The sequence below is a fragment of the Streptomyces sp. A 4/2 genome, from assembly GCF_940670765.1.
GTDB lineage: Bacteria > Actinomycetota > Actinomycetes > Streptomycetales > Streptomycetaceae > Streptomyces.
The window spans coordinates 435,275-453,151 of the sequence record NZ_CALNVW010000010.1 but is presented as its reverse complement, the minus strand read 5'-3'; the positions used below and the strand labels follow the sequence as shown (position 1 = coordinate 453,151).

General features: G+C 70.6%; 18 protein-coding genes. 9 read left to right on the top strand and 9 right to left on the bottom strand.

The genetic code is table 11. The annotated features are described in order from the left end of the window. Positions 1–59: 59 nt before the first annotated feature. Entirely contained in the window at positions 60–815 is a 756-nt protein-coding gene (locus tag NBY69_RS08780) for a SigE family RNA polymerase sigma factor (protein WP_250299553.1), read from the bottom strand. A gap of 256 nt (positions 816–1,071) precedes the next feature. Here NBY69_RS08780 and afsQ1 point away from each other — a divergent pair, with 256 nt between their 5' ends. The 5 genes from afsQ1 (at position 1,072) to NBY69_RS08755 (ending at position 4,944) form a co-directional block, all read left to right on the top strand. Further along, entirely contained in the window at positions 1,072–1,749 is a 678-nt protein-coding gene (gene afsQ1, locus NBY69_RS08775) for a two-component system response regulator AfsQ1 (RefSeq protein WP_250299552.1), read from the top strand. After that, positions 1,746–3,281 (top strand): HAMP domain-containing sensor histidine kinase, encoded by a 1,536-nt coding sequence (locus NBY69_RS08770; protein ID WP_250299551.1) that lies wholly within the window; start codon positions 1,746–1,748, stop codon positions 3,279–3,281. Before afsQ1 ends, NBY69_RS08770 begins: the two co-directional genes overlap by 4 nt. Beyond that, complete coding sequence (locus NBY69_RS08765) at positions 3,278–3,883, top strand: hypothetical protein (RefSeq protein WP_250299550.1); 606 nt, start codon at positions 3,278–3,280, stop codon at positions 3,881–3,883. The genes NBY69_RS08770 and NBY69_RS08765 overlap by 4 nt, the downstream gene beginning before the upstream one ends. Positions 3,884–4,112: 229 nt before the next feature. Next, entirely contained in the window at positions 4,113–4,646 is a 534-nt protein-coding gene (locus tag NBY69_RS08760) for a VanZ family protein (RefSeq protein ID WP_250299549.1), read from the top strand. 94 nt (positions 4,647–4,740) lie between these two features. Continuing rightward, the gene (locus tag NBY69_RS08755; protein WP_250299548.1) at positions 4,741–4,944 is read left to right on the top strand and encodes a PspC domain-containing protein; all 204 of its coding nucleotides are present in this window, start codon (positions 4,741–4,743) and stop codon (positions 4,942–4,944) included. 79 nt (positions 4,945–5,023) lie between these two features. Here the strand turns inward: NBY69_RS08755 and NBY69_RS08750 are convergent, their stop codons facing one another. Continuing rightward, positions 5,024–5,377: an ATP-binding protein gene (locus NBY69_RS08750; protein ID WP_250299547.1), complete on the bottom strand. Its 354-nt coding sequence runs from the start codon at positions 5,375–5,377 to the stop codon at positions 5,024–5,026. Positions 5,378–5,504: 127 nt separating this feature from the next. Continuing rightward, a complete protein-coding gene (locus NBY69_RS08745) occupies positions 5,505–6,659 on the bottom strand; it encodes an adenosine deaminase (RefSeq protein WP_250299546.1) in 1,155 nt (384 codons plus the stop codon). Positions 6,660–6,762: 103 nt separating this feature from the next. Here NBY69_RS08745 and NBY69_RS08740 point away from each other — a divergent pair, with 103 nt between their 5' ends. Then, a complete protein-coding gene (locus tag NBY69_RS08740) occupies positions 6,763–7,527 on the top strand; it encodes an alpha/beta hydrolase (RefSeq protein ID WP_250299545.1) in 765 nt (254 codons plus the stop codon). A gap of 110 nt (positions 7,528–7,637) precedes the next feature. Here the strand turns inward: NBY69_RS08740 and NBY69_RS08735 are convergent, their stop codons facing one another. Continuing rightward, a complete protein-coding gene (locus NBY69_RS08735; protein ID WP_250299544.1) occupies positions 7,638–8,609 on the bottom strand; it encodes a LysR family transcriptional regulator in 972 nt (323 codons plus the stop codon). Positions 8,610–8,671: 62 nt separating this feature from the next. On the opposite strand from NBY69_RS08735, the gene NBY69_RS08730 reads away from it, so the two are divergent. The 3 genes from NBY69_RS08730 (at position 8,672) to NBY69_RS08720 (ending at position 11,943) form a co-directional block, all read left to right on the top strand. Next, positions 8,672–9,952, top strand: a complete 1,281-nt coding sequence (locus NBY69_RS08730) for an MFS transporter (RefSeq protein WP_250299543.1) — start codon at positions 8,672–8,674, stop codon at positions 9,950–9,952. 202 nt (positions 9,953–10,154) lie between these two features. Then, positions 10,155–10,853, top strand: coding sequence for a L,D-transpeptidase family protein (locus NBY69_RS08725; RefSeq protein WP_250299542.1), 699 nt, complete (start codon positions 10,155–10,157; stop codon positions 10,851–10,853). 100 nt (positions 10,854–10,953) lie between these two features. Further along, a complete protein-coding gene (locus NBY69_RS08720) occupies positions 10,954–11,943 on the top strand; it encodes a sigma-70 family RNA polymerase sigma factor (protein WP_250299541.1) in 990 nt (329 codons plus the stop codon). A 28-nt stretch (positions 11,944–11,971) separates the two neighbouring features. Here NBY69_RS08720 and NBY69_RS08715 read toward each other — a convergent pair whose 3' ends face one another. The 5 genes from NBY69_RS08715 to NBY69_RS08695 form a co-directional block, all read right to left on the bottom strand. Beyond that, on the bottom strand, positions 11,972–13,255 hold the full coding sequence (locus tag NBY69_RS08715; RefSeq protein WP_250299540.1) for a thymidine phosphorylase: 1,284 nt from the start codon (positions 13,253–13,255) through the stop codon (positions 11,972–11,974). 194 nt (positions 13,256–13,449) lie between these two features. After that, positions 13,450–13,839: a cytidine deaminase gene (locus tag NBY69_RS08710; RefSeq protein WP_266641213.1), complete on the bottom strand. Its 390-nt coding sequence runs from the start codon at positions 13,837–13,839 to the stop codon at positions 13,450–13,452. Further along, positions 13,836–15,125 (bottom strand): ABC transporter permease, encoded by a 1,290-nt coding sequence (locus NBY69_RS08705; protein WP_250299539.1) that lies wholly within the window; start codon positions 15,123–15,125, stop codon positions 13,836–13,838. Before NBY69_RS08705 ends, NBY69_RS08710 begins: the two co-directional genes overlap by 4 nt. Beyond that, positions 15,122–16,252 carry an ABC transporter permease gene (locus NBY69_RS08700; RefSeq protein WP_250299538.1) on the bottom strand — a complete coding sequence of 377 codons (1,131 nt, stop codon included), beginning with the start codon at positions 16,250–16,252 and terminating at the stop codon, positions 15,122–15,124. The genes NBY69_RS08705 and NBY69_RS08700 overlap by 4 nt, the downstream gene beginning before the upstream one ends. Then, on the bottom strand, positions 16,249–17,844 hold the full coding sequence (locus NBY69_RS08695; RefSeq protein WP_250299586.1) for an ABC transporter ATP-binding protein: 1,596 nt from the start codon (positions 17,842–17,844) through the stop codon (positions 16,249–16,251). The genes NBY69_RS08700 and NBY69_RS08695 overlap by 4 nt, the downstream gene beginning before the upstream one ends. Positions 17,845–17,877 lie beyond the last annotated feature (33 nt).

Sequence of the window (17,877 nt, the reverse complement as noted above, 5' to 3'; positions counted from 1 at the left end):
GTGCTCCCCCGTACCCCCCGCAGGCCCGCCGTCCCCCCGAACAGCGGCCCCCCGATCCCTCAGGCGACCAACTCGCCGAAGGACTCCTCCTCGTCACGGCCGAAGCTGAGGACCTGGTCCTCGCGCAGCCGGCGCAGGGAGCGCCAGATGCTGGACTTCACCGTGCCGACACTGATGTCGAGGATCTCCGCGATCTCCGGATCGGTACGACCCTCGTAGTAGCGCAGCACCAGCATCGTGCGCTGCGGTTCGGGCAGCCGGGCCAGTGCCTGCCAGAGCACCGCGCGCAGCTCCGTGCCGCGCATCGCGTCCGTCTCGCCCGCCGTCTCCGGAAGCTGCTCGGTCGGGTACTCGTTGAGCTTGCGCCGGCGCCAGGCGCTGATGTGCAGATTGGTCATGGTGCGGCGCAGGTAGCCGCCGACCGCCGCCTTGTCGCTGATCCGGTCCCAGGCGCGGTACGTCGAGAAGAGCGCGCTCTGGAGCAGGTCCTCGGCCTCGAAGCGGTCACCGGTCAGGTGGTAGGCCGTGGCGTACAGGGAGGCACGGCGTTCCTGTACGAAGGCGGTGAACTCCGCCTCCGACAGCGACGGCTGTTCCCCCGTGGTCTCCCCGTACGCCGCCGGAGGGGTGGAGACCGGCGCCGCCGGCCTCATGGGTGCGTCGACGACCGCCATGTACGACGTGTGCTGACGCCCGGTACCGCGAGAGCACCCCCGCCCTCCTGCGGCACCGGACTTCTCGGTGTTCCGTGCGGCCACCACGTCGTGGAGCCGCGTGATTACTGCGCTGGAGTTTTTGCTGTGCAGTGCGTTCATCTCGCGCCCCCCGTCGTGGAGTCGTGCTTCGGTCTGTGGTGAAGAGCTTGCCGCCGCAGTTTCATGGGGTTGTCTGCCGACTGTCACAGGCGCGTCACAAGGGACGTCTGCCGAGATCCGCAGAGAACAAAGCAGCGAACAAGCAGAGCAGAAGAAGCAGAGAAGGAGCGGAGAAGCCGCAGGCGAGGGGCGTGGAAGCAGGGCGGAAGGGGTCCAGAGGTCGAACTCCCCTGCCCCATGGGCCAGAATGGCCCCCGTGCCTTTCCTGTTGCTGATCGAGGACGACGACGCCATCCGTACGGCTCTTGAGCTGTCTCTGTCACGCCAGGGGCACCGTGTGGCCACAGCCGCCACCGGCGAGGACGGTCTTCAGCTGCTGCGCGAGCAGCGGCCCGATCTGATCGTGCTGGATGTGATGCTGCCCGGAATCGACGGTTTCGAGGTGTGCCGGCGGATCAGACGCACCGACCAGTTGCCGATCATTCTGCTGACCGCGCGCAGCGACGACATCGACGTGGTGGTCGGACTGGAGTCCGGCGCCGACGACTACGTGGTCAAGCCGGTGCAGGGGCGGGTGCTGGACGCCCGGATCCGGGCCGTACTGCGCCGCGGGGAGCGGGAGTCCACCGACTCGGCGGCCTTCGGCAGTCTGGTGATCGACCGCTCCGCGATGACCGTGACCAAGAACGGCGAGGATCTTCAGCTCACCCCGACCGAGCTGCGCCTGCTGCTCGAACTGAGCCGCAGGCCGGGACAGGCGCTGTCCCGGCAGCAGTTGCTGCGGCTGGTCTGGGAGCACGACTACCTCGGTGACTCCCGGCTGGTCGACGCGTGCGTGCAGCGACTGCGGGCGAAGGTGGAGGACGTACCGTCCTCGCCGACCCTGATCCGTACGGTCCGCGGGGTCGGTTACCGGCTGGACACGCCTCAGTGAGTCGTACGTTCTTCCACGGACTGCGCTGGACGAGTCTGCGGCTGCGGCTCGTCGTCGTCTTCGCGCTGGTGGCGCTCACCGCTGCCGTCTCCGCCTCCGGTATCGCGTACTGGCTCAACCGCGAGGCGGTACTGACCCGTACGCAGGACTCCGCGCTCAAGGACTTCCGGCAGGAGATGCAGAGCCGGGCCGCCTCCCTGCCGTTGGGGCCGACGCAGAACGAACTGCAGACGGCCGCCGTGCAGATAGCGGGCAGCAGCAACCCCGGTTACAGCGTGCTGCTGGTCGGTGAGCGGGCGAAGGGCAAGCCGGTCGTCGGCTATTCGAACCTGGACACCTTCACGCTGGCCGACGTGCCGGAGCCGTTGCAGAGGGCGGTGGCGAAGCAGCAGGAGATCGGCTCGGGCAACCACTACCCGTACCACCTCTTCTGGCAGCGCATCACGCTGCGCGGCAAGCCGTACCTGGTGGGCGGCGCGAAGATCATCGGGGGCGGCCCCACCGGCTACATGCTCACCTCGCTCGCCCAGGAGCGGGAAGATCTCAACTCCCTTGCCTGGTCGCTGTCCATCGCCACGGCGCTCGCCCTGATCGGCTCGGCGCTGCTCGCGCAGGCCGCGGCGACGACGGTGCTGCGGCCCGTGCAGCGGCTCGGTGACGCGGCCCGGCGGCTCGGCGAGGGCAAGCTCGACACCCGGCTCAGGGTCTCGGGCACGGACGAACTGGCCGATCTGTCCCGGACGTTCAACAAGACGGCCGAGGCGCTGGAGACGAAGGTCAGCAACATGAGCGCGCGGGAGGAGGCGAGCCGCCGCTTCGTCGCCGACATGTCGCACGAACTGCGGACGCCGCTCACCGCGATCACCGCGGTGTCGGAGGTGCTGGAGGAGGAGGCGGACAGCCTCGATCCGATGATCCGGCCCGCGGTGCAGCTGGTGGTGAGCGAGACCCGCAGGCTCAACACCCTGGTGGAGAACCTGATGGAGGTCACCCGCTTCGACGCGGGGACGGCCCGGCTGGTGCTCGACGACGTGGACATCGCGGACCAGATCACCGCCTGCATCGACGCCCGCGCCTGGCTGGACGCGGTGGAGCTGGACGCCGACCGCGGCATCATGGTCCGCCTCGACCCGCGCCGCCTCGACGTCATCCTGGCGAATCTGATCGGGAACGCGCTGAAGCACGGCGGTTCGCCGGTCCGGGTCGCGGTCCGGATCGACGGGGACGAGCTGGTCATCGCGGTGCAGGACCACGGTCCCGGTATCCCCGAGGACGTACTCCCCCATGTATTCGACCGCTTCTACAAGGCGAGCGCGTCCCGGCCGCGCTCCGAGGGCAGCGGGCTCGGCCTCTCCATCGCGATGGAGAACGCACACATTCACGGCGGCGACATCACCGCGGCCAACGCGAAGGACGGCGGAGCCGTGTTCGTACTGCGGCTGCCGCGCGATCCGTCGGATCCGGCCGATCCGTCGGACCCGTCGGACACCGCCGGTCCGGCCGGGACCGGCCAGGAAGGCGACGGCGCATGAGAGCGGGACGACTCACGGCGGCGGTCATGGGCGCGGCAGCGCTCTGCGCCCTGACGGCCGGCTGCGGTATCCGGGACACCTCGGTACCGGTGGACGCGGGGGCCGCGCCGTCCCGCGTGCCCTGCGACCTGCCGACGGACGACTCCGCGCCCCAGGCGCTGCAGGACGTACCGGTCCGGGTCTATCTGCTCTGCGGGAACCAGCTGGTCTCCGTGGACCGCACGGTGCAGATCGTGTCGGGCCGGCCCCTGGGCGACGGGCTACAGGTCGCGGAGAAGCTCCTCGACGAGCTGCGGCAGACCCCGAGCGCAGCCGAGAAGGAGGCCGGGTTCTCCACGGACGTGCGCCCGCCGCTGTCCGTGGGCCCCGGACGCCGGGACGATCCGGCCGGCGCACTGCGGCTGAGCAGCGAACCGCAGGACCTGCCCGCCAACGCGCTGGCGCAGATCGTGTGTACGTACGCGGGGAGCGCGGCGTCGGAGACGGACGGCTCGGTCGTGCTCGGCGGACCGGGCACGGACCCGCCACGGGCGTACTCCTGCACCCAGAAGCTGAAGACGCGGCCGGGCTCGGACCCGATCCTGGGCGACCTGCGCCGCTAGGGCCTCTCGTTTGGATCACGCCGGGCTCGCGGGGGCTGCCGTACGCACCGGGCTCCGGGCCGGGTACGTACCCGGTCGCGGGGCTGTCGTACGCCCCCGGGTCCCAGGGACCGGATACGCACCGGTCGCGGGGGTGCGGGGCGCGGTGACCACACGGTGACGGCACGGTGACAAAGTCGGCGGAACCGATCCCACCGGTCGTGGCGTCTTGGAAAACGTGCGTCAAGGAATGGGCGGTAGCACCGTCATCCGTTCACGCGTCGTGGGGATACTCCTCCTCGCCGCGCATCTCCTGGTCGTCGCCTGGCTGACGCTGCGTCCCCTGGACGTGATGTGGGTGACCGCTTCGAACTTCACCCCGTTCGCCGGAATCCGGGCCGATCTGGCCCTCGGTGCCTTCGAGGCGACCCGCCGGATCAGCAAGGGCCTGCTGCTGCTCGCGCCACTGGGCGTACTGCTGCCGCTGGCGGGCGGGCGGCTGCACGTCTCCTCCTGCGCCTCGCTGGCCCGTACGGTCGCGGCGGGCTCACTGATCTCGCTCGCCATAGAGCTGCTCCAGACCGGAGTGCCCGGACAGGTCGTGGATGTGGACTCGCTGCTGCTGAACACGGCCGGAGTGGCCCTCGCGCACGTCGTCGTGGTGCCCGCCGCCCGGTCCCGGCTACGCCGCAGGCAGGAGCACGCGGGGCACGCAGCCGTCCGCGCGGAGGAAGCCGGACACGGTCCTACCCCGAGCATTCCCAGGGTCGGGATCGCCCCGTAGGGCGATTCGCTCCGGCGCCGCTCCGCGCGACCATGGAAGTACCGGGAGAGCCGAACGGAAGTCTCCCCCCGAACGCTTCGCGAAGGAGCCCCTCATGTCCGCAGCACTTGCCCGCCCGCGTGAAGGCCGTGTGCTCGGTGGAGTGTGCGCGGCGCTGGCCCGCCGCTTCGGCACCTCCGCCACCACGATGCGCGTGATCTTCATCGTCTCGTGCCTGCTGCCGGGGCCGCAGTTCCTGCTCTATCTGGCGCTGTGGATCCTGCTGCCCGGCGAGAAGCCGGCGTCGGCGGCCTGGTGACCAGGGCCGGTCCCTGATACGCCGACGGGGCGCGCACCCAGGGGGATGGGTGCGCGCCCCGTCGGCGTGTACGACGTGCTCAGCGGCCGAGACCGGGCACCGCTCCGGTGGGGAGGCCGCCGAGGAGGCTGCCGACCTGGCCGGCTGCCGCGGCACCGGGCAGCACGGTCGACACCGCGCCGGCGACGGTGGACGGCAGGGTGGCCGCCTGGCTGCCGAGCACGGTCTTCCCGGTTTCGACGGCCCGACCGGCCCCGGCGGGCAGCTTCGACGTGACGCTCTCCAGGGGGAGCGTCCGCGTGACGGAGTCCAGCGTGCCGTTCACGTCCGGGGTGGCCGGAGCGACGGCCGCCGAGGCGGAACCCGCGGCGGCAGCGGCGAAGGCCGCACCGACGACAGCGACACCGAGGGTCTTGGCAGCAGACAGCTTCATGAGGAAAACGTCCTTGCGACGGGGGGAAGGTGAGCGGCTACGCAAGGTAGCCACCCCGTCGCACGGCCCGCAAACACCCGACAGCGGCCGGAAATCGGAATCCCCGGCCGCCGGTGCGCACCTGCTGTCAGCCTGCGGTGACCGCGGAACCACTGGTCACGACGGTCTGCCGGAACAGCCACTCCGCCTTCAACTCCGCGTATCCGGGCTTGATCACATCGTTGATCATGGCAAGTCGTTCATCGAAAGGGATGAACGCGGACTTCATCGCGTTGACGGTGAACCACTGCATGTCGTCGAGCGTGTAGCCGAACGCCTCGGCCAGGTGCTCGAATTCGCGGCTCATGCTGGTCCCCGACATGAGCCTGTTGTCCGTGTTCACGGTCGTCCTGAAGTGGAGCTTGCGCAGCAGCCCGATCGGGTGCTCGGCGTACGAGGCCGCGGCACCGGTCTGGAGGTTGGAGGTGGGGCACATCTCCAGCGGGATGCGCTTGTCCCGTACGTACGAGGCGAGCCGCCCCAGCCGCACCGTGCCGTCGTCGGCGACCTCGATGTCGTCGATGATCCGCACTCCGTGTCCGAGCCGGTCGGCGCCGCACCACTGGAGCGCCTGCCAGATCGACGGCAGCCCGAAGGCCTCGCCCGCGTGGATCGTGAAGTGGTTGTTCTCCCGCTTCAGGTACTCGAAGGCGTCGAGGTGACGGGTGGGCGGGAAGCCCGCCTCGGCACCCGCGATGTCGAAGCCGACGACGCCCAGATCGCGGTAGCGGTTGGCGAGTTCGGCGATCTCCAGGGCGCGGGCCGCGTGCCGCATCGCGGTGAGCATCGCGCCGACCCGGATCCGGTCGCCGTTCTCGCGCGCCAGCCGTTCGCCCTCGCGGAAGCCCTCGTTGACGGCCTCGACGACCTCTTCGAGGGTGAGTCCGCCTTCGAGGTGCTGCTCGGGGGCGTACCGGATCTCGGCGTAGACGACACCGTCCGCGGCGAGGTCCTCGGCGCACTCCGCGGCGACGCGCACCAGCGCCTCGCGGGTCTGCATGACGGCGCAGGTGTGCGCGAAGGTCTCCAGATAACGCTCCAGCGAGCCGGAGTCGGCCGCCTCACGGAACCAGATGCCGAGCTTGTCGGCATCCGTCTCGGGAAGGCCCTGGTACCCGTTCGCGCGGGCGAGCTCGATGATCGTGCCGGGGCGCAGGCCTCCGTCGAGGTGGTCGTGGAGCAGCACCTTCGGAGCTCGGCTGATCTGGTCCGTGGTGGGTGAGGGAATGGTCTGGCTCGTCATCTGTGCACTTTAGCCCCTACGCGCGTAGATCGCGCCTGGTCGATATGTAACAGTGACCGTTCCGACGGGTGGAGTACACCTCGGCTTCTGAGACTGTTCCGTCATGGCACAGCAAGCACCAGCCCTGCCGGAGGCCCGGCTGGGACGGGCAGTTGGGGCAAGCGGAGCGCCGGTCGCGGTCAGCGGTGTGGTGCTGCTGCTCCCCGACGGCGACCCGGTCTCCAGACGCCGTTCCTCCGCCCTCCCGTACGCCGCCCTGCAACGCACCGCCCGCCGGCTGGCCCGCGCGGCCCGGGACGACGGGCTCGCGGCGCATGTCGTCCGCTACCGCTTCCGCGGCTGGAACGGCACCGACGCGCACCTCGCCCGGGACGCGGCCTGGGCGGTGGACGAGGTGGTGCGGCGGTACGGCGACGTCCCCGTCTGCCTGGCCGGGCACGGTATGGGCGGCCGGGCCGCGCTGCACGCGGCGGGCCACGACGCCGTCACGTCCGTACTGGCCCTGGCCCCCTGGCTGCCCGACGACGACCTGGCGGCGGACCCGGAGCCGGTGAAGCAGCTGGTGGGCCGTCAGGTGCTGATCGTGCACGGCACCACGGACGCCCGCTCGGACCCCGAACTCTCCTACCGGCTGGCGGAACGCGCGAAGAAGACCAACCGCGACACCTGCCGCTTCGAGGTCCATTCGGACGGCCACGGGCTGCGCCAGCACCGGGCCGAGGTCGTGGCGCTGGCAGCGGACTTCGTGCGGGGGGCACTGTTCTCGCGGGCGTACGCGAGACCGGTCGCCGACGCGTTCGCCGCGCCGCCGCCGCTGGGGCTGCGGATGCCGCTGGCCGCGGGGTTCGGGCGGACGCTGGGACGGTAGGCGCCGGGGCCCGCCGCTCGATCACCGCCCCTCGATCGCCGCTCCCCGATCGCCGCCCCTCGATCACTGCTCCCTGGTCGCCGGTCCCTGGTCGCCGGAGGGGCGGTTCCTCACTCCGGCAGCAGCTTCCCCCGCCGCGACAGCAGGAACTGCTTGAAGGCCGCCACCGGGGCCGTGTCCGGATGCCCGTCCAGCCACGCCACCCCGATCTCCCGTACGGCCCGGGGCGCGGTCACCGTCAACTCCACCACCCCGGGCCGCGCCACCGCCGGCGGTGGCAGCAGCGACACCCCCAAACCCGCCGCGACCAGGCCGCGCAGGGTCTCCGCCTCCTCGCCCTCGAAGGCGATCCGCGGGGTGAACCCGGCCTCGGCGCACAGGTCGTCGGTGATGCGCCGCAGTCCGTACCCCGGCTCCAGCGTCACGAAGGTCTCCTCGGCGGCCTCGGCGAGCCTGATCCGTCTGCGGGCGGCCAGCCGGTGGTCGTCGGGGACCACCAGACGCAGCCGCTGTTCGTCCAGCCGCCGCCCGACGAGGCCGGGCGCGTCGGGGACCGGCGAGGTGAGGCAGAGGTCGAGTTCCCCGGCACGCAACCGCTTCAGCATCGCCTCGCCGTAGTTCTGCACGAGCTGGAAACGCACCCGCGGATGGTCCGCCCGGAAGGCCCGGATCAGCCCGGGAACCGTCTCGGACCCCAGCGTGTGCAGGAACCCGAAGGCGATCCGGCCCGCCGTGGGATCCGCGTCCGCCCGTACCGAGTCGGCGGCCCGCCCGACCTCCGTGAGCGCCCGCTCGACGGTGCGGAGGAACGTCCGGCCCGCGGGCGTCAGCGAGACCGTACGGCCCCTGCGGGCGAACAGGGCCACGCCCAGATCCGCCTCCAGCCTCACCATGGCGCGCGAGAGGGTGGACTGCGGCACCGACAGTTCCTGCGCGGCCCGGGTGACGTGTTCGTGCCGGGCGACCGCCTCGAAGTACGCGAGGCGCGGCGCGAGCAGGCGGCGGATGTCTTCCTCGTCACTGATGTCTTCTTCGTAACTGCTGCGTGACAGCCGGGCCCGTGACCTCTGCTCATGCACCATGGGAACGATTATCGCCGGTCCATGCATTGGACGCATGAAGGGACCCGGCCTACGTTCGCCGTATGCCTCCTGCCAGTACCGGGGCACTCACCACCGTGAGTGCCTCCGCCGCGCCGTCCTCTCCCCCGCAGCTCCAGCTCGCCCCGGGCGGGCCCGGCTACCGCCGGATGAGCTTCGCGCTCTTCGCCGCCGGAATGGCGACCTTCGCCCTGCTCTACTCCACGCAGGCGCTGCTGCCCGCGATCAGCTCCGACTTCGGCGGGGCGGCGAGCCGGGCGAGCTGGACCGTCTCCGCGGCGACGGGCGGTCTCGCCCTGTTCGTCCTGCCGCTGAGCGCCCTGTCCGAGCGGTTCGGACGGCGGACGATGATGACGGCCTCGCTGACGGTCGCGGTGGCGGTCGGGCTGCTCGTCCCCTTCGCGCCGAGCCTGGGCTGGCTGATCGCGCTGCGCGCCGTGCAGGGTGCCGCGCTCGCCGGGCTGCCCGCGTCCGCGATGGCCTTCCTCGCCGAGGAGGTACGGCCGAAGGCGCTGGTCGCCGCGATCGGACTGTTCGTCGCGGGCAATTCCATCGGCGGCATGAGCGGGCGCATCGTCGCCGGGTGGGTGGCCCAGGCCTGGGGATGGCGGGCGGCGCTCGGGGCGATCGGGCTGATGGCCGTGGTGTGCGCGGTGGTCTTCCGGCTGCTGCTCCCCCCGGCCCGCAACTTCCACCCGGCCCCGCTGAACCCGCGCGCGCTGGGCCGTACCGTCGCCGCCCACCTCGGCGACCCGCTGCTGCGCAGGCTGTACGCGATCGGCGCGCTCTTCATGACGGTCTTCGGCGCGGTCTACACGGTGATCGGCTACCGGTTGGTGGGCGAACCGTTCAACCTGCCGCAGGGACTGGTCGGTTCGATCTTCCTGGTCTATCTGGTCGGTACGGTCTCCTCCGCCGCGGCCGGCCGGCTCGTCGCCCGGCTGGGCCGCCGGGGCGCGCTCTACCTCGCGGTGTCGGCGACCACGGCGGGCCTGCTGATCTCGCTGGCCGACGCGCTCGCCGCGGTACTGCTGGGGCTCGTCCTCATCACGGCGGGCTTCTTCGCCGGGCACGCCGTCGCCTCCTCGTCCGTGAGCCGTACGGCGAAGACGGGCCGCGCCCAGGCGTCGGCGCTCTACCAGTCGGCGTACTACCTGGGCAGCAGCCTGGGCGGCGCGCTCGGCGCTGTCGCCTTCCACTCGGCGGGCTGGGCGGGCACGGTGGCGCTGGGACTGCTCGCGGTGCTCGGTGTCGTGTCCGTCACGCTGTACGGGTCGTACAGCGCCCGAGCCACCCGGCGGATGCCCGCCACAGCAGGGCACTGAGCGGTACGCGGGGCGGGACGGCGTACGCGGGCGCGGCCCGGCCGAAGACTGTTTCCCCCCGGGGTGCAACGGTTGCCCCTCTTCGTCCGTCTCCTTCACAAGACGCGCGGTTCGCGCGGCACCGGGGGAATCAGCATCCGGGCACCAGCACCTCGGGAATCCACCCGGGTGAGGGGCGCCCGGAAAACAGGGGACGGAACGCATGGGACACATACGACGGAGAGGCGCCGTGGCCGCCGGGATCACCGCTCTGGTGGTGCCGCTGACCATGGCCCTGGGCGGGGCGACACCCGCACAGGCGGCCTCGTGCACGACCAGCACGGGTCCGTACCAGAAGCAGGCGGAGAAGTTCCTGGGACGGCCGGTGGACGGCAAGCAGTCGGCAGCCGACTGCACGGCGATCCGCTCCTTCCAGAGCGCGCACGGCATCACCCCGACCATCGGCTACGCCGGGTCGGTCACCTGGGGCGTGATGAAGGTGGTGGCCCAGCAGCAGGCCGCGGGCAGGACTCCGAACAAGGCGGGCACGTGCCCGGTGAACAAGGGGCGTATCGCCTGCGTCGACCTGACCCGGCAGCTGAGCTGGATCCAGGACGGCAAGAAGCTGGTGTACGGACCGGTGCCGGTACGCACGGGCCGCAACGGCTACGAGACCCGGACCGGGCTCAAGAAGGTCTACTGGCGGGACAAGAACCACGTGTCCTCGCTCTACGACGTGGCCATGCCCTACAGCCAGTTCTTCGACGGCGGCCAGGCGTTCCACTCGGTGGGCGTGAGCATGTGGAACCAGCCCGGCTCCCACGGCTGCGTGAACATGACCAAGACCAGTGCCGCGAAGTACTGGTCCCTCCTCAAGAAGGGCGACGAGGTCTACGTCTACGGGCGCAAGCCGGGCACCTGACGCCCGGCGTACGACCGTTGGCCGGACAGCGACTGTCAGTGGCCCCCGGTAGTTTCTGAATCGCTGGTGCGATCAGGATTCCGAGCAGGGGGCACACCCGATGAGCGACCTCGCGGCGACAGATCTCGACGTGCGCCTGGAGGGGCACAGGACCGAACTGACGGGCTACTGCTACCGGATGCTCGGTTCCCCCTTCGAGGCCGAGGACGCCGTACAGGACACGATGGTCCGCGCCTGGCGGAGCTACGACCGCTTCGAGGGACGGTCCTCGCTGCGGTCGTGGCTCTACCGCATCGCGACCAACGTCTGCCTGGACATGCGAGCCGCGGGCAGCAGACGGGCCCGCCCGATGGATCTGTCGGCCCCGCAGGCCCAGACCACGGCCGTGCTCGATGAACGCTCCGAGGCCACCTGGCTCGAACCGGTCCCCGACGGACGGGTGTTGCCGTCCACCGCGGACCCGGCCGAGGCGGCGGTGGCGCGGGAGTCGGTGCGTCTCGCCTTCGTGGCCGCGCTCCAGCACCTGCCCGCCAAGCAGCGGGCGGTGCTGATCCTGCGCGAGGTGCTCGCCTGGCGGGCGAGCGAGGTGGCCGAGCTGCTCGACACCACGGTCGCCTCGGTCAACAGCGCGCTCCAGAGGGCCCGTTCGACGCTGTCCGCGACGGAGATCAGACCGTCGGACCCGGCGGATCCGCTCGACGAGGACCAGCGGAAGCTCCTCGACCGGTACGTGGCGGCCTTCGAGGGGTACGACATCGCTTCCCTCACCGCGCTGCTCCACGAGGACGCGGTGCTCTCGATGCCGCCCTTCGACCTGTGGCTGCGCGGCCCTGCCGACATCGCCGCCTGGCACCTGGAACAGGGCATCGGCTGCAAGGGGTCACGGCTGCTGCCGACCGTAGCGAACGGCACCCCGGCGTTCGGCCAGTACCGGCCGGGCGCGACGGGCCGCGGTCACGAGCCGTGGGCGCTCCAGGTGCTCGAAATATCCGGCGGGAAGATCATCGGGCTGAACGCGTTCCTGGACACGGCACGCTGGTTCCCGCTCTTCGGCCTGCCCGCCCGGCTGGACGGCCGGGACCTGCCCTGAACAGGTCCCGGCCGGTCCGCACGGGACCTCAGGCGGTGGCGATGCGGTCCAGCACGATCGGGCTCGCCGTGAACGCGGTGTCCGCGGGGGCGATGTCGTACGCGCCGGGCAGCGACCGGAGCGCGTAGTCGAACTTCTCCGGGGTGTCCGTGTGCAGGGTCAGCAGCGGCTGGCCCTCGGTCACGCGGTCGCCGGGCTTGGCGTGCAGTTCGATGCCCGCGCCCGCCTGCACCGGGTCCTCCTTGCGGGCCCGGCCCGCGCCGAGGCGCCAGGCGGCGACGCCGATGTCGTAGGCGTCGAGGCGGGTCAGCACACCGCTCGACGGGGCGGTGACGACGTGCTGCTCGCGGGCGACCGGGAGGGCCGCGTCCGGGTCGCCGCCCTGGGCGGAGATCATCCGGCGCCAGCAGTCCATCGCCGTACCGTCGGCGAGGGCCTTGGCCGGGTCGGCGTCCTTCAGCCCGGCCGCGTCCAGCATCTCGCGGGCCAGCGCGAGGGTCAGCTCGACGACGTCGGCGGGGCCGCCACCGGCGAGCACCTCGACGGACTCGCGCACTTCGAGGGCGTTGCCCGCGGTGCGGCCCAGCGGGGTCGCCATGTCGGTGAGCAGCGCGACCGTACGGACACCGTGATCGGTGCCGAGGCCGACCATCGTCGAGGCCAGTTCACGGGCGTCGGCCAGGTTCTTCATGAAGGCGCCCGAGCCGACCTTGACGTCCAGCACGAGGGAGCCGGTGCCCTCGGCGATCTTCTTGGACATGATCGAGGAGGCGATCAGCGGGATGGCCTCGACGGTGGCGGTGACATCGCGCAGCGCGTACAGCTTCTTGTCGGCGGGGGCCAGCCCGTCGCCCGCCGCGCAGATGACCGCGCCGACCGAGTCCAGGACGTCCATCATCTCGGTGTTGGAGAGCAGCGCCCGCCAGCCGGGGATGGACTCCAGCTTGTCCAGGGTGCCACCGGTGTGGCCGAGGCCCCGGCCGGAGAGCTGCGGCACGGCGGCGCCGCACGCGGCGACCAGCGGGGCGAGCGGCAGCGTGATCTTGTCGCCGACGCCGCCCGTGGAGTGCTTGTCGGCGGTGGGCCGGGAGAGGGCCGAGAAGTCCATCCGCTCACCGGAGTTGATCATCGCAGCGGTCCAGCGGGCGATCTCCGTACGGTTCATGCCGTTCAGCAGGATCGCCATGGCCAGCGCCGACATCTGCTCATCGGCCACCTCGCCGCGGGTGTACGCGTCGATGACCCAGTCGATCTGCTCGGGGCTCAGTTCGCCCCGGTCCCGCTTGGTGCGGATGACAGAGATGGCGTCCATGGAGTTGGCGTTCCTTCCGGCGAGGGATACGTGAGGGAGTACGTGACAGGTGTACGTGACGGGGCTACGTGAGGGTGTTCGTGACGGGGTACGTGACGGGAGGTGGCCGTGCGCGTATCGCGCGACTCTACGCGCATAGAGAGAAGGGGTGTCCGTGGCCCTCCCACCGCGGTGGGAGGGCCACGGACACCGCGTCAGTTCAGATGCTGCGGGCCGAACGCCTGCGGCAGCATCTCGGAGAGCGGCAGCACCCCGTCCGGGGTTTCGAGCAGCAGCTCGGGCCCGCCGAACTCGTACAGCAGCTGGCGGCAGCGCCCGCACGGCACGAGTACCGCGCCCGCACCGTCCACGCAGGTGAAGTGCGTCAGCCGGCCGCCGCCGGTCGCCTGGAGCTGGGAGACCAGACCGCACTCGGCGCACAGCCCGATGCCGTACGAGGCGTTCTCCACGTTGCAGCCGACGACCGTGCGCCCGTCGTCGACCAGGGCCGCGACGCCGACGGGATACTTCGAGTACGGGGCGTACGCATGGGACATCGCGCCCCGCGCGGCCTCCCGCAGAACATCCCAGTCGACCTGTGTCACTTGCCCTGGCCCTTCCGGTAGCGCATGCCGTCCGCCTTGGGCATCCGCAGCCGCTGCGCGGAGAGCGAGAGCACCAGCAGGGTCACGACGTACGGCGTGGCGCCCACGAAGTCGGACGGGACATCATCGGTCAACAGGTACCAGACCAGGATGAGTACGGCCACGACCGCGCTGATGACGCCCTGGAGCATCGCCTTCTTGTACAGCTTCCAGACGGCGAGCAGGGCCAGGAGCACCACGATGAGCAGCAGCAGCGCGTGGACGGTCTCGCCGCCGTTGCGCAGCTGGAGCGCGTCGGAGAAGCCGAACAGGCCCGCGCCCATGGCGAGTCCGCCGGGACGCCAGTTACCGAAGATCATCGCGGCGAGACCGATGTAGCCACGGCCGCCGGTCTGGTTCTCCAGGTAGATGTGCGAGGGGACCATCGCCAGGAACGCGCCGCCGAGCCCGGCCAGTCCGCCGGAGACGGCGACGGCCGCGTACTTGTACGTGTAGACGTTGACGCCCAGCGACTCCGCCGCGATCGGGTTCTCACCGCAGGAGCGCAGCCGAAGACCGAACGGGGTCTTCCACAGCACCCACCAGGTGCCGACGAAGAGCAGCACGGCCAGGATCGTCAGCACCGAGACGTCGGTGACCAGGCCGCCGATGATGCCGGCCAGGTCGGAGACGAAGAACCAGTGGTGCTTCTCGATGGACGACAGACCGTCGGAGAGCCCGGGGATCGTGACGTTGGGCAGCGAGTCGACCGGTGGGGACTGCTTGGGGTTGCCGCCCGCCGCCACCGCGTCGCCGTGGTTGAAGAAGATCTTGGCGAGGTACTGGGTGAGGCCCAGCGCGAGGAGGTTGACCGCCACACCGGACACGATGTGGTCGACACCGAAGGTGATGGTGACGATGCCGTGCACCAGCCCGCCGAGCATGCCGAAGGTGATGCCCGCGAGGAGTCCGAGCCAGGGGCTGGACTGCCAGCCGATCCAGCCGGCGCCGAAGGTGCCGAGGATCATCATGCCTTCGAGGCCGATGTTGACCACACCGGCCCTCTCGGACCACAGACCGCCGAGGCCCGCGAGGCCGATCGGCACGGCGAGCCCCAGCGAGGCGCTGATCTGGCCCTCGGAGGTGAGCTGGTCGGCGCCGGTGACGATGCGTACCAGCGACAGCAGGATCAAGGCGCCCGCGATGATCAGCAGGACCTTCGGGAGCGAGAGCTTGGAACGGCCGGACTTGGCGTTCGCCGCCTGGGGAGCCGCCGGAGGCGGGGTCTTGGTCATGGTCGCGGTCATGCCGTCACCTCCTGCTGGTTCGAGTGGGCGGCGGCCTGCGCGGCGAGTTCGGCGCCGACCTTCTGCTGCTGGCGCTTGAGCCCGTAGCGGCGCACGACCTCGTAGGCGATCACGACGCACAGGACGATGACGCCCTGGATCACGCCGAGGATCTCCTTGTCGTACCCCTTGAACTCAAGGTGGTTGGTGGTGCGCTCCAGGAAGCCCCAGAGGAGCGCGCCGAGCGCGATGCCGATGGGGTGGTTGCGGCCGAGCAGCGCGATCGCGATACCGGTGAAGCCGATGCCCAGCGGGAAGTCGTTGCTGTACATGTGGCTGTCGTTGAGCAGCGTCGGCATACCGATCAGACCGGCCATCGCACCAGAGATGATCATGCTGGTGGCGATCATCTTCTTGACGCTGACGCCGCTCGCGGAGGCCGCGGACTCGGACTGGCCGACCGCGCGCAGGTCGAAGCCGAAGCGGGTACGGCCCAGCACGAACCAGTACGCCACACCGGCCAGCGCCGCGATGAAGATGAAGCCCCAGAGCGTGCCCGCGGGGCCGGTGTCGATGGAGAAGAACCAGGACGACTTCGGCAGCGGCTTGGTGGAGACCAGGGTGCCCGCGTCGTCGAGCTGGCCGAGCCTGCCCGGCTGCATGAGGTACCCGATGATCGCGGTGGCGATCGAGTTCAGCATGATCGTCGAGATGACCTCGCTGACCCCGCGGGTCACCTTCAGCACACCGGCCACACCGGCCCACATCGCGCCGACCAGCATCGCGGTGACGATCATCAGCGGGATCTGGACGGCGCCGGGCAGCGTCAGCGCGCCGCCGACGACCGCGGCGAAGAAGGCGGCCATCCGGTACTGGCCGTCGACGCCGATGTTGAAGAGGTTCATCCGGAAGCCGACGGCCACCGCGATACCGGCGAGGTAGTACGTCGTCGCCTTGTTGAGGATGTAGATCTGGCTGTCGCTGGCCGAGCCGTACGTCAGCATGTCGCTGAACGCGGCGAACGGGTCCTTGCCGGTGGCCAGGATGACCAGCGTGGTGACGACCAGGGCCGCCACCACCGCGAGCAGGGGGGCCGCTATCGCGAGGAGCAGCCGCTCCCGGTCGATGCGTGCGGTGAGCTTCTTCATCGGTCCTCTCCCCCAGCCTCTGCACCGGTGGCGCCCTGGCCGGCGACGTCCTCGTCGTGGTCCAGGTGTCCGGTGGCGGCGCCGGTCATCGCGGAGCCGAGTTCCTCGGGGGTGATCGTGGCGGGGTCCGCGTCGGCGACGAGCCGGCCGCGGTACATCACCCGCAGGGTGTCGGACAGGCCGATCAGCTCGTCCAGGTCGGCGGAGATCAGCAGGACGGCGAGCCCGTCGCGGCGGGCCTCCTTGATCTGGTCCCAGATCTGCGCCTGCGCGCCGACGTCCACACCCCGGGTGGGGTGCGCGGCTATCAGCAGCTTGGGGCGGTGGCTCATCTCGCGGCCGACGATCAGCTTCTGCTGGTTGCCGCCGGAGAGGGAGGCCGCGGTGACGTCGATGCCGGGCGTACGGACGTCGTACTCGGTGACGATGCGCTCGGTGTCGGCGCGGGCCGCCTTGGCGTCGATCAGGCCGTGCCGGGAGTTGGGCCGCTCGGTGACATGGCCGAGGATCCGGTTCTCCCAGAGCGGGGCCTCAAGGAGCAGGCCGTGCCGGTGCCGGTCCTCGGGGATGTAACCGACGCCGCTCTCCCGGCGCTTGCGGGTGGGCGCGTGCGAGATGTCGGTGGTACCGAGGGTGATGACCCCGCCGTCCGGATTCCGGATCCCCATGATCGCTTCGACGAGTTCGGCCTGGCCGTTGCCCTCGACGCCCGCGATGCCCAGGACTTCGCCCCGGTGGATCGTGAACGAGATGTCGGAGAGCACCTCGCGTACGACCCCGTCGGTGTCGACGGCGGTGAGCTGGAGGCCGTCGAGGTCGAGCATCGGCTCGTCGGTGACCGTCGACTCGCGGGTCTCCGGCGAGGGCAGCTCGCTGCCGACCATCAGTTCGGCCAGCTGCTTGGTCGTGGTGGTCGCCGGGTCGGCGGTGCCGACCGTCGTACCGCGCCGGATGACGGTGATCTCGTCGGCGACGGAGAGCACCTCGCCCAGCTTGTGCGAGATGAAGATGACGGTCAGGCCCTCGGACTTGAGGCCGCGAAGGTTGTCGAAGAGCGCGTCGACCTCCTGCGGGACCAGGACCGCGGTCGGCTCGTCGAGAATGAGGGTGCGGGCGCCGCGGTAGAGGACCTTGAGGATCTCCACGCGCTGGCGGTCGGCGACCCCGAGGTTCTCGACGAGGGCGTCGGGGCGGACGCCGAGACCGTACGCGTCCGAGATCTCCCGGATCTTGTTACGGGCCTTGGTGCCGATGCCGTACAGCTTCTCGCCGCCGAGAACCACGTTCTCCAGGACCGTGAGGTTGTCGGCGAGCATGAAGTGCTGGTGCACCATGCCGATGCCGCGGGCGATGGCGTCGGCGGGGCCGGCGAAGACGGCCTGTTCGCCGTCGACGGTGATGGTGCCCTCGTCCGGCTTCTGCATGCCGTAGAGGATCTTCATCAGGGTCGATTTACCGGCACCGTTCTCACCGCACAGGGCGTGCACGGTGCCCTTGCGGACGGTGATGTCGATGTCGCGGTTGGCTATGACACCGGGGAATCGTTTGGTGATGCCGCGCAGTTCGACGGCGGGAGGGCTGGACGCGTTGATGACGCACTCTCCTCGGAGAAGGAGCGGTGGGGG

What these genes read in the sequence shown, in the direction of transcription:
- NBY69_RS08780 (WP_250299553.1), bottom strand. Translation starts at nt 815, where the DNA reads ATGAACGCACTGCACAGCAAAAACTCCAGCGCAGTAATCACGCGGCTC.
- NBY69_RS08765 (WP_250299550.1), top strand. Translation starts at nt 3,278, where the DNA reads ATGAGAGCGGGACGACTCACGGCGGCGGTCATGGGCGCGGCAGCGCTC.
- NBY69_RS08760 (WP_250299549.1), top strand. Translation starts at nt 4,113, where the DNA reads ATGGGCGGTAGCACCGTCATCCGTTCACGCGTCGTGGGGATACTCCTC.
- NBY69_RS08755 (WP_250299548.1), top strand. Translation starts at nt 4,741, where the DNA reads ATGTCCGCAGCACTTGCCCGCCCGCGTGAAGGCCGTGTGCTCGGTGGA.
- NBY69_RS08750 (WP_250299547.1), bottom strand. Translation starts at nt 5,377, where the DNA reads ATGAAGCTGTCTGCTGCCAAGACCCTCGGTGTCGCTGTCGTCGGTGCG.
- NBY69_RS08745 (WP_250299546.1), bottom strand. Translation starts at nt 6,659, where the DNA reads ATGACGAGCCAGACCATTCCCTCACCCACCACGGACCAGATCAGCCGA.
- NBY69_RS08740 (WP_250299545.1), top strand. Translation starts at nt 6,763, where the DNA reads ATGGCACAGCAAGCACCAGCCCTGCCGGAGGCCCGGCTGGGACGGGCA.
- NBY69_RS08735 (WP_250299544.1), bottom strand. Translation starts at nt 8,609, where the DNA reads ATGGTGCATGAGCAGAGGTCACGGGCCCGGCTGTCACGCAGCAGTTAC.
- NBY69_RS08730 (WP_250299543.1), top strand. Translation starts at nt 8,672, where the DNA reads ATGCCTCCTGCCAGTACCGGGGCACTCACCACCGTGAGTGCCTCCGCC.
- NBY69_RS08725 (WP_250299542.1), top strand. Translation starts at nt 10,155, where the DNA reads ATGGGACACATACGACGGAGAGGCGCCGTGGCCGCCGGGATCACCGCT.
- NBY69_RS08720 (WP_250299541.1), top strand. Translation starts at nt 10,954, where the DNA reads ATGAGCGACCTCGCGGCGACAGATCTCGACGTGCGCCTGGAGGGGCAC.
- NBY69_RS08715 (WP_250299540.1), bottom strand. Translation starts at nt 13,255, where the DNA reads ATGGACGCCATCTCTGTCATCCGCACCAAGCGGGACCGGGGCGAACTG.
- NBY69_RS08705 (WP_250299539.1), bottom strand. Translation starts at nt 15,125, where the DNA reads ATGACCGCGACCATGACCAAGACCCCGCCTCCGGCGGCTCCCCAGGCG.
- NBY69_RS08700 (WP_250299538.1), bottom strand. Translation starts at nt 16,252, where the DNA reads ATGAAGAAGCTCACCGCACGCATCGACCGGGAGCGGCTGCTCCTCGCG.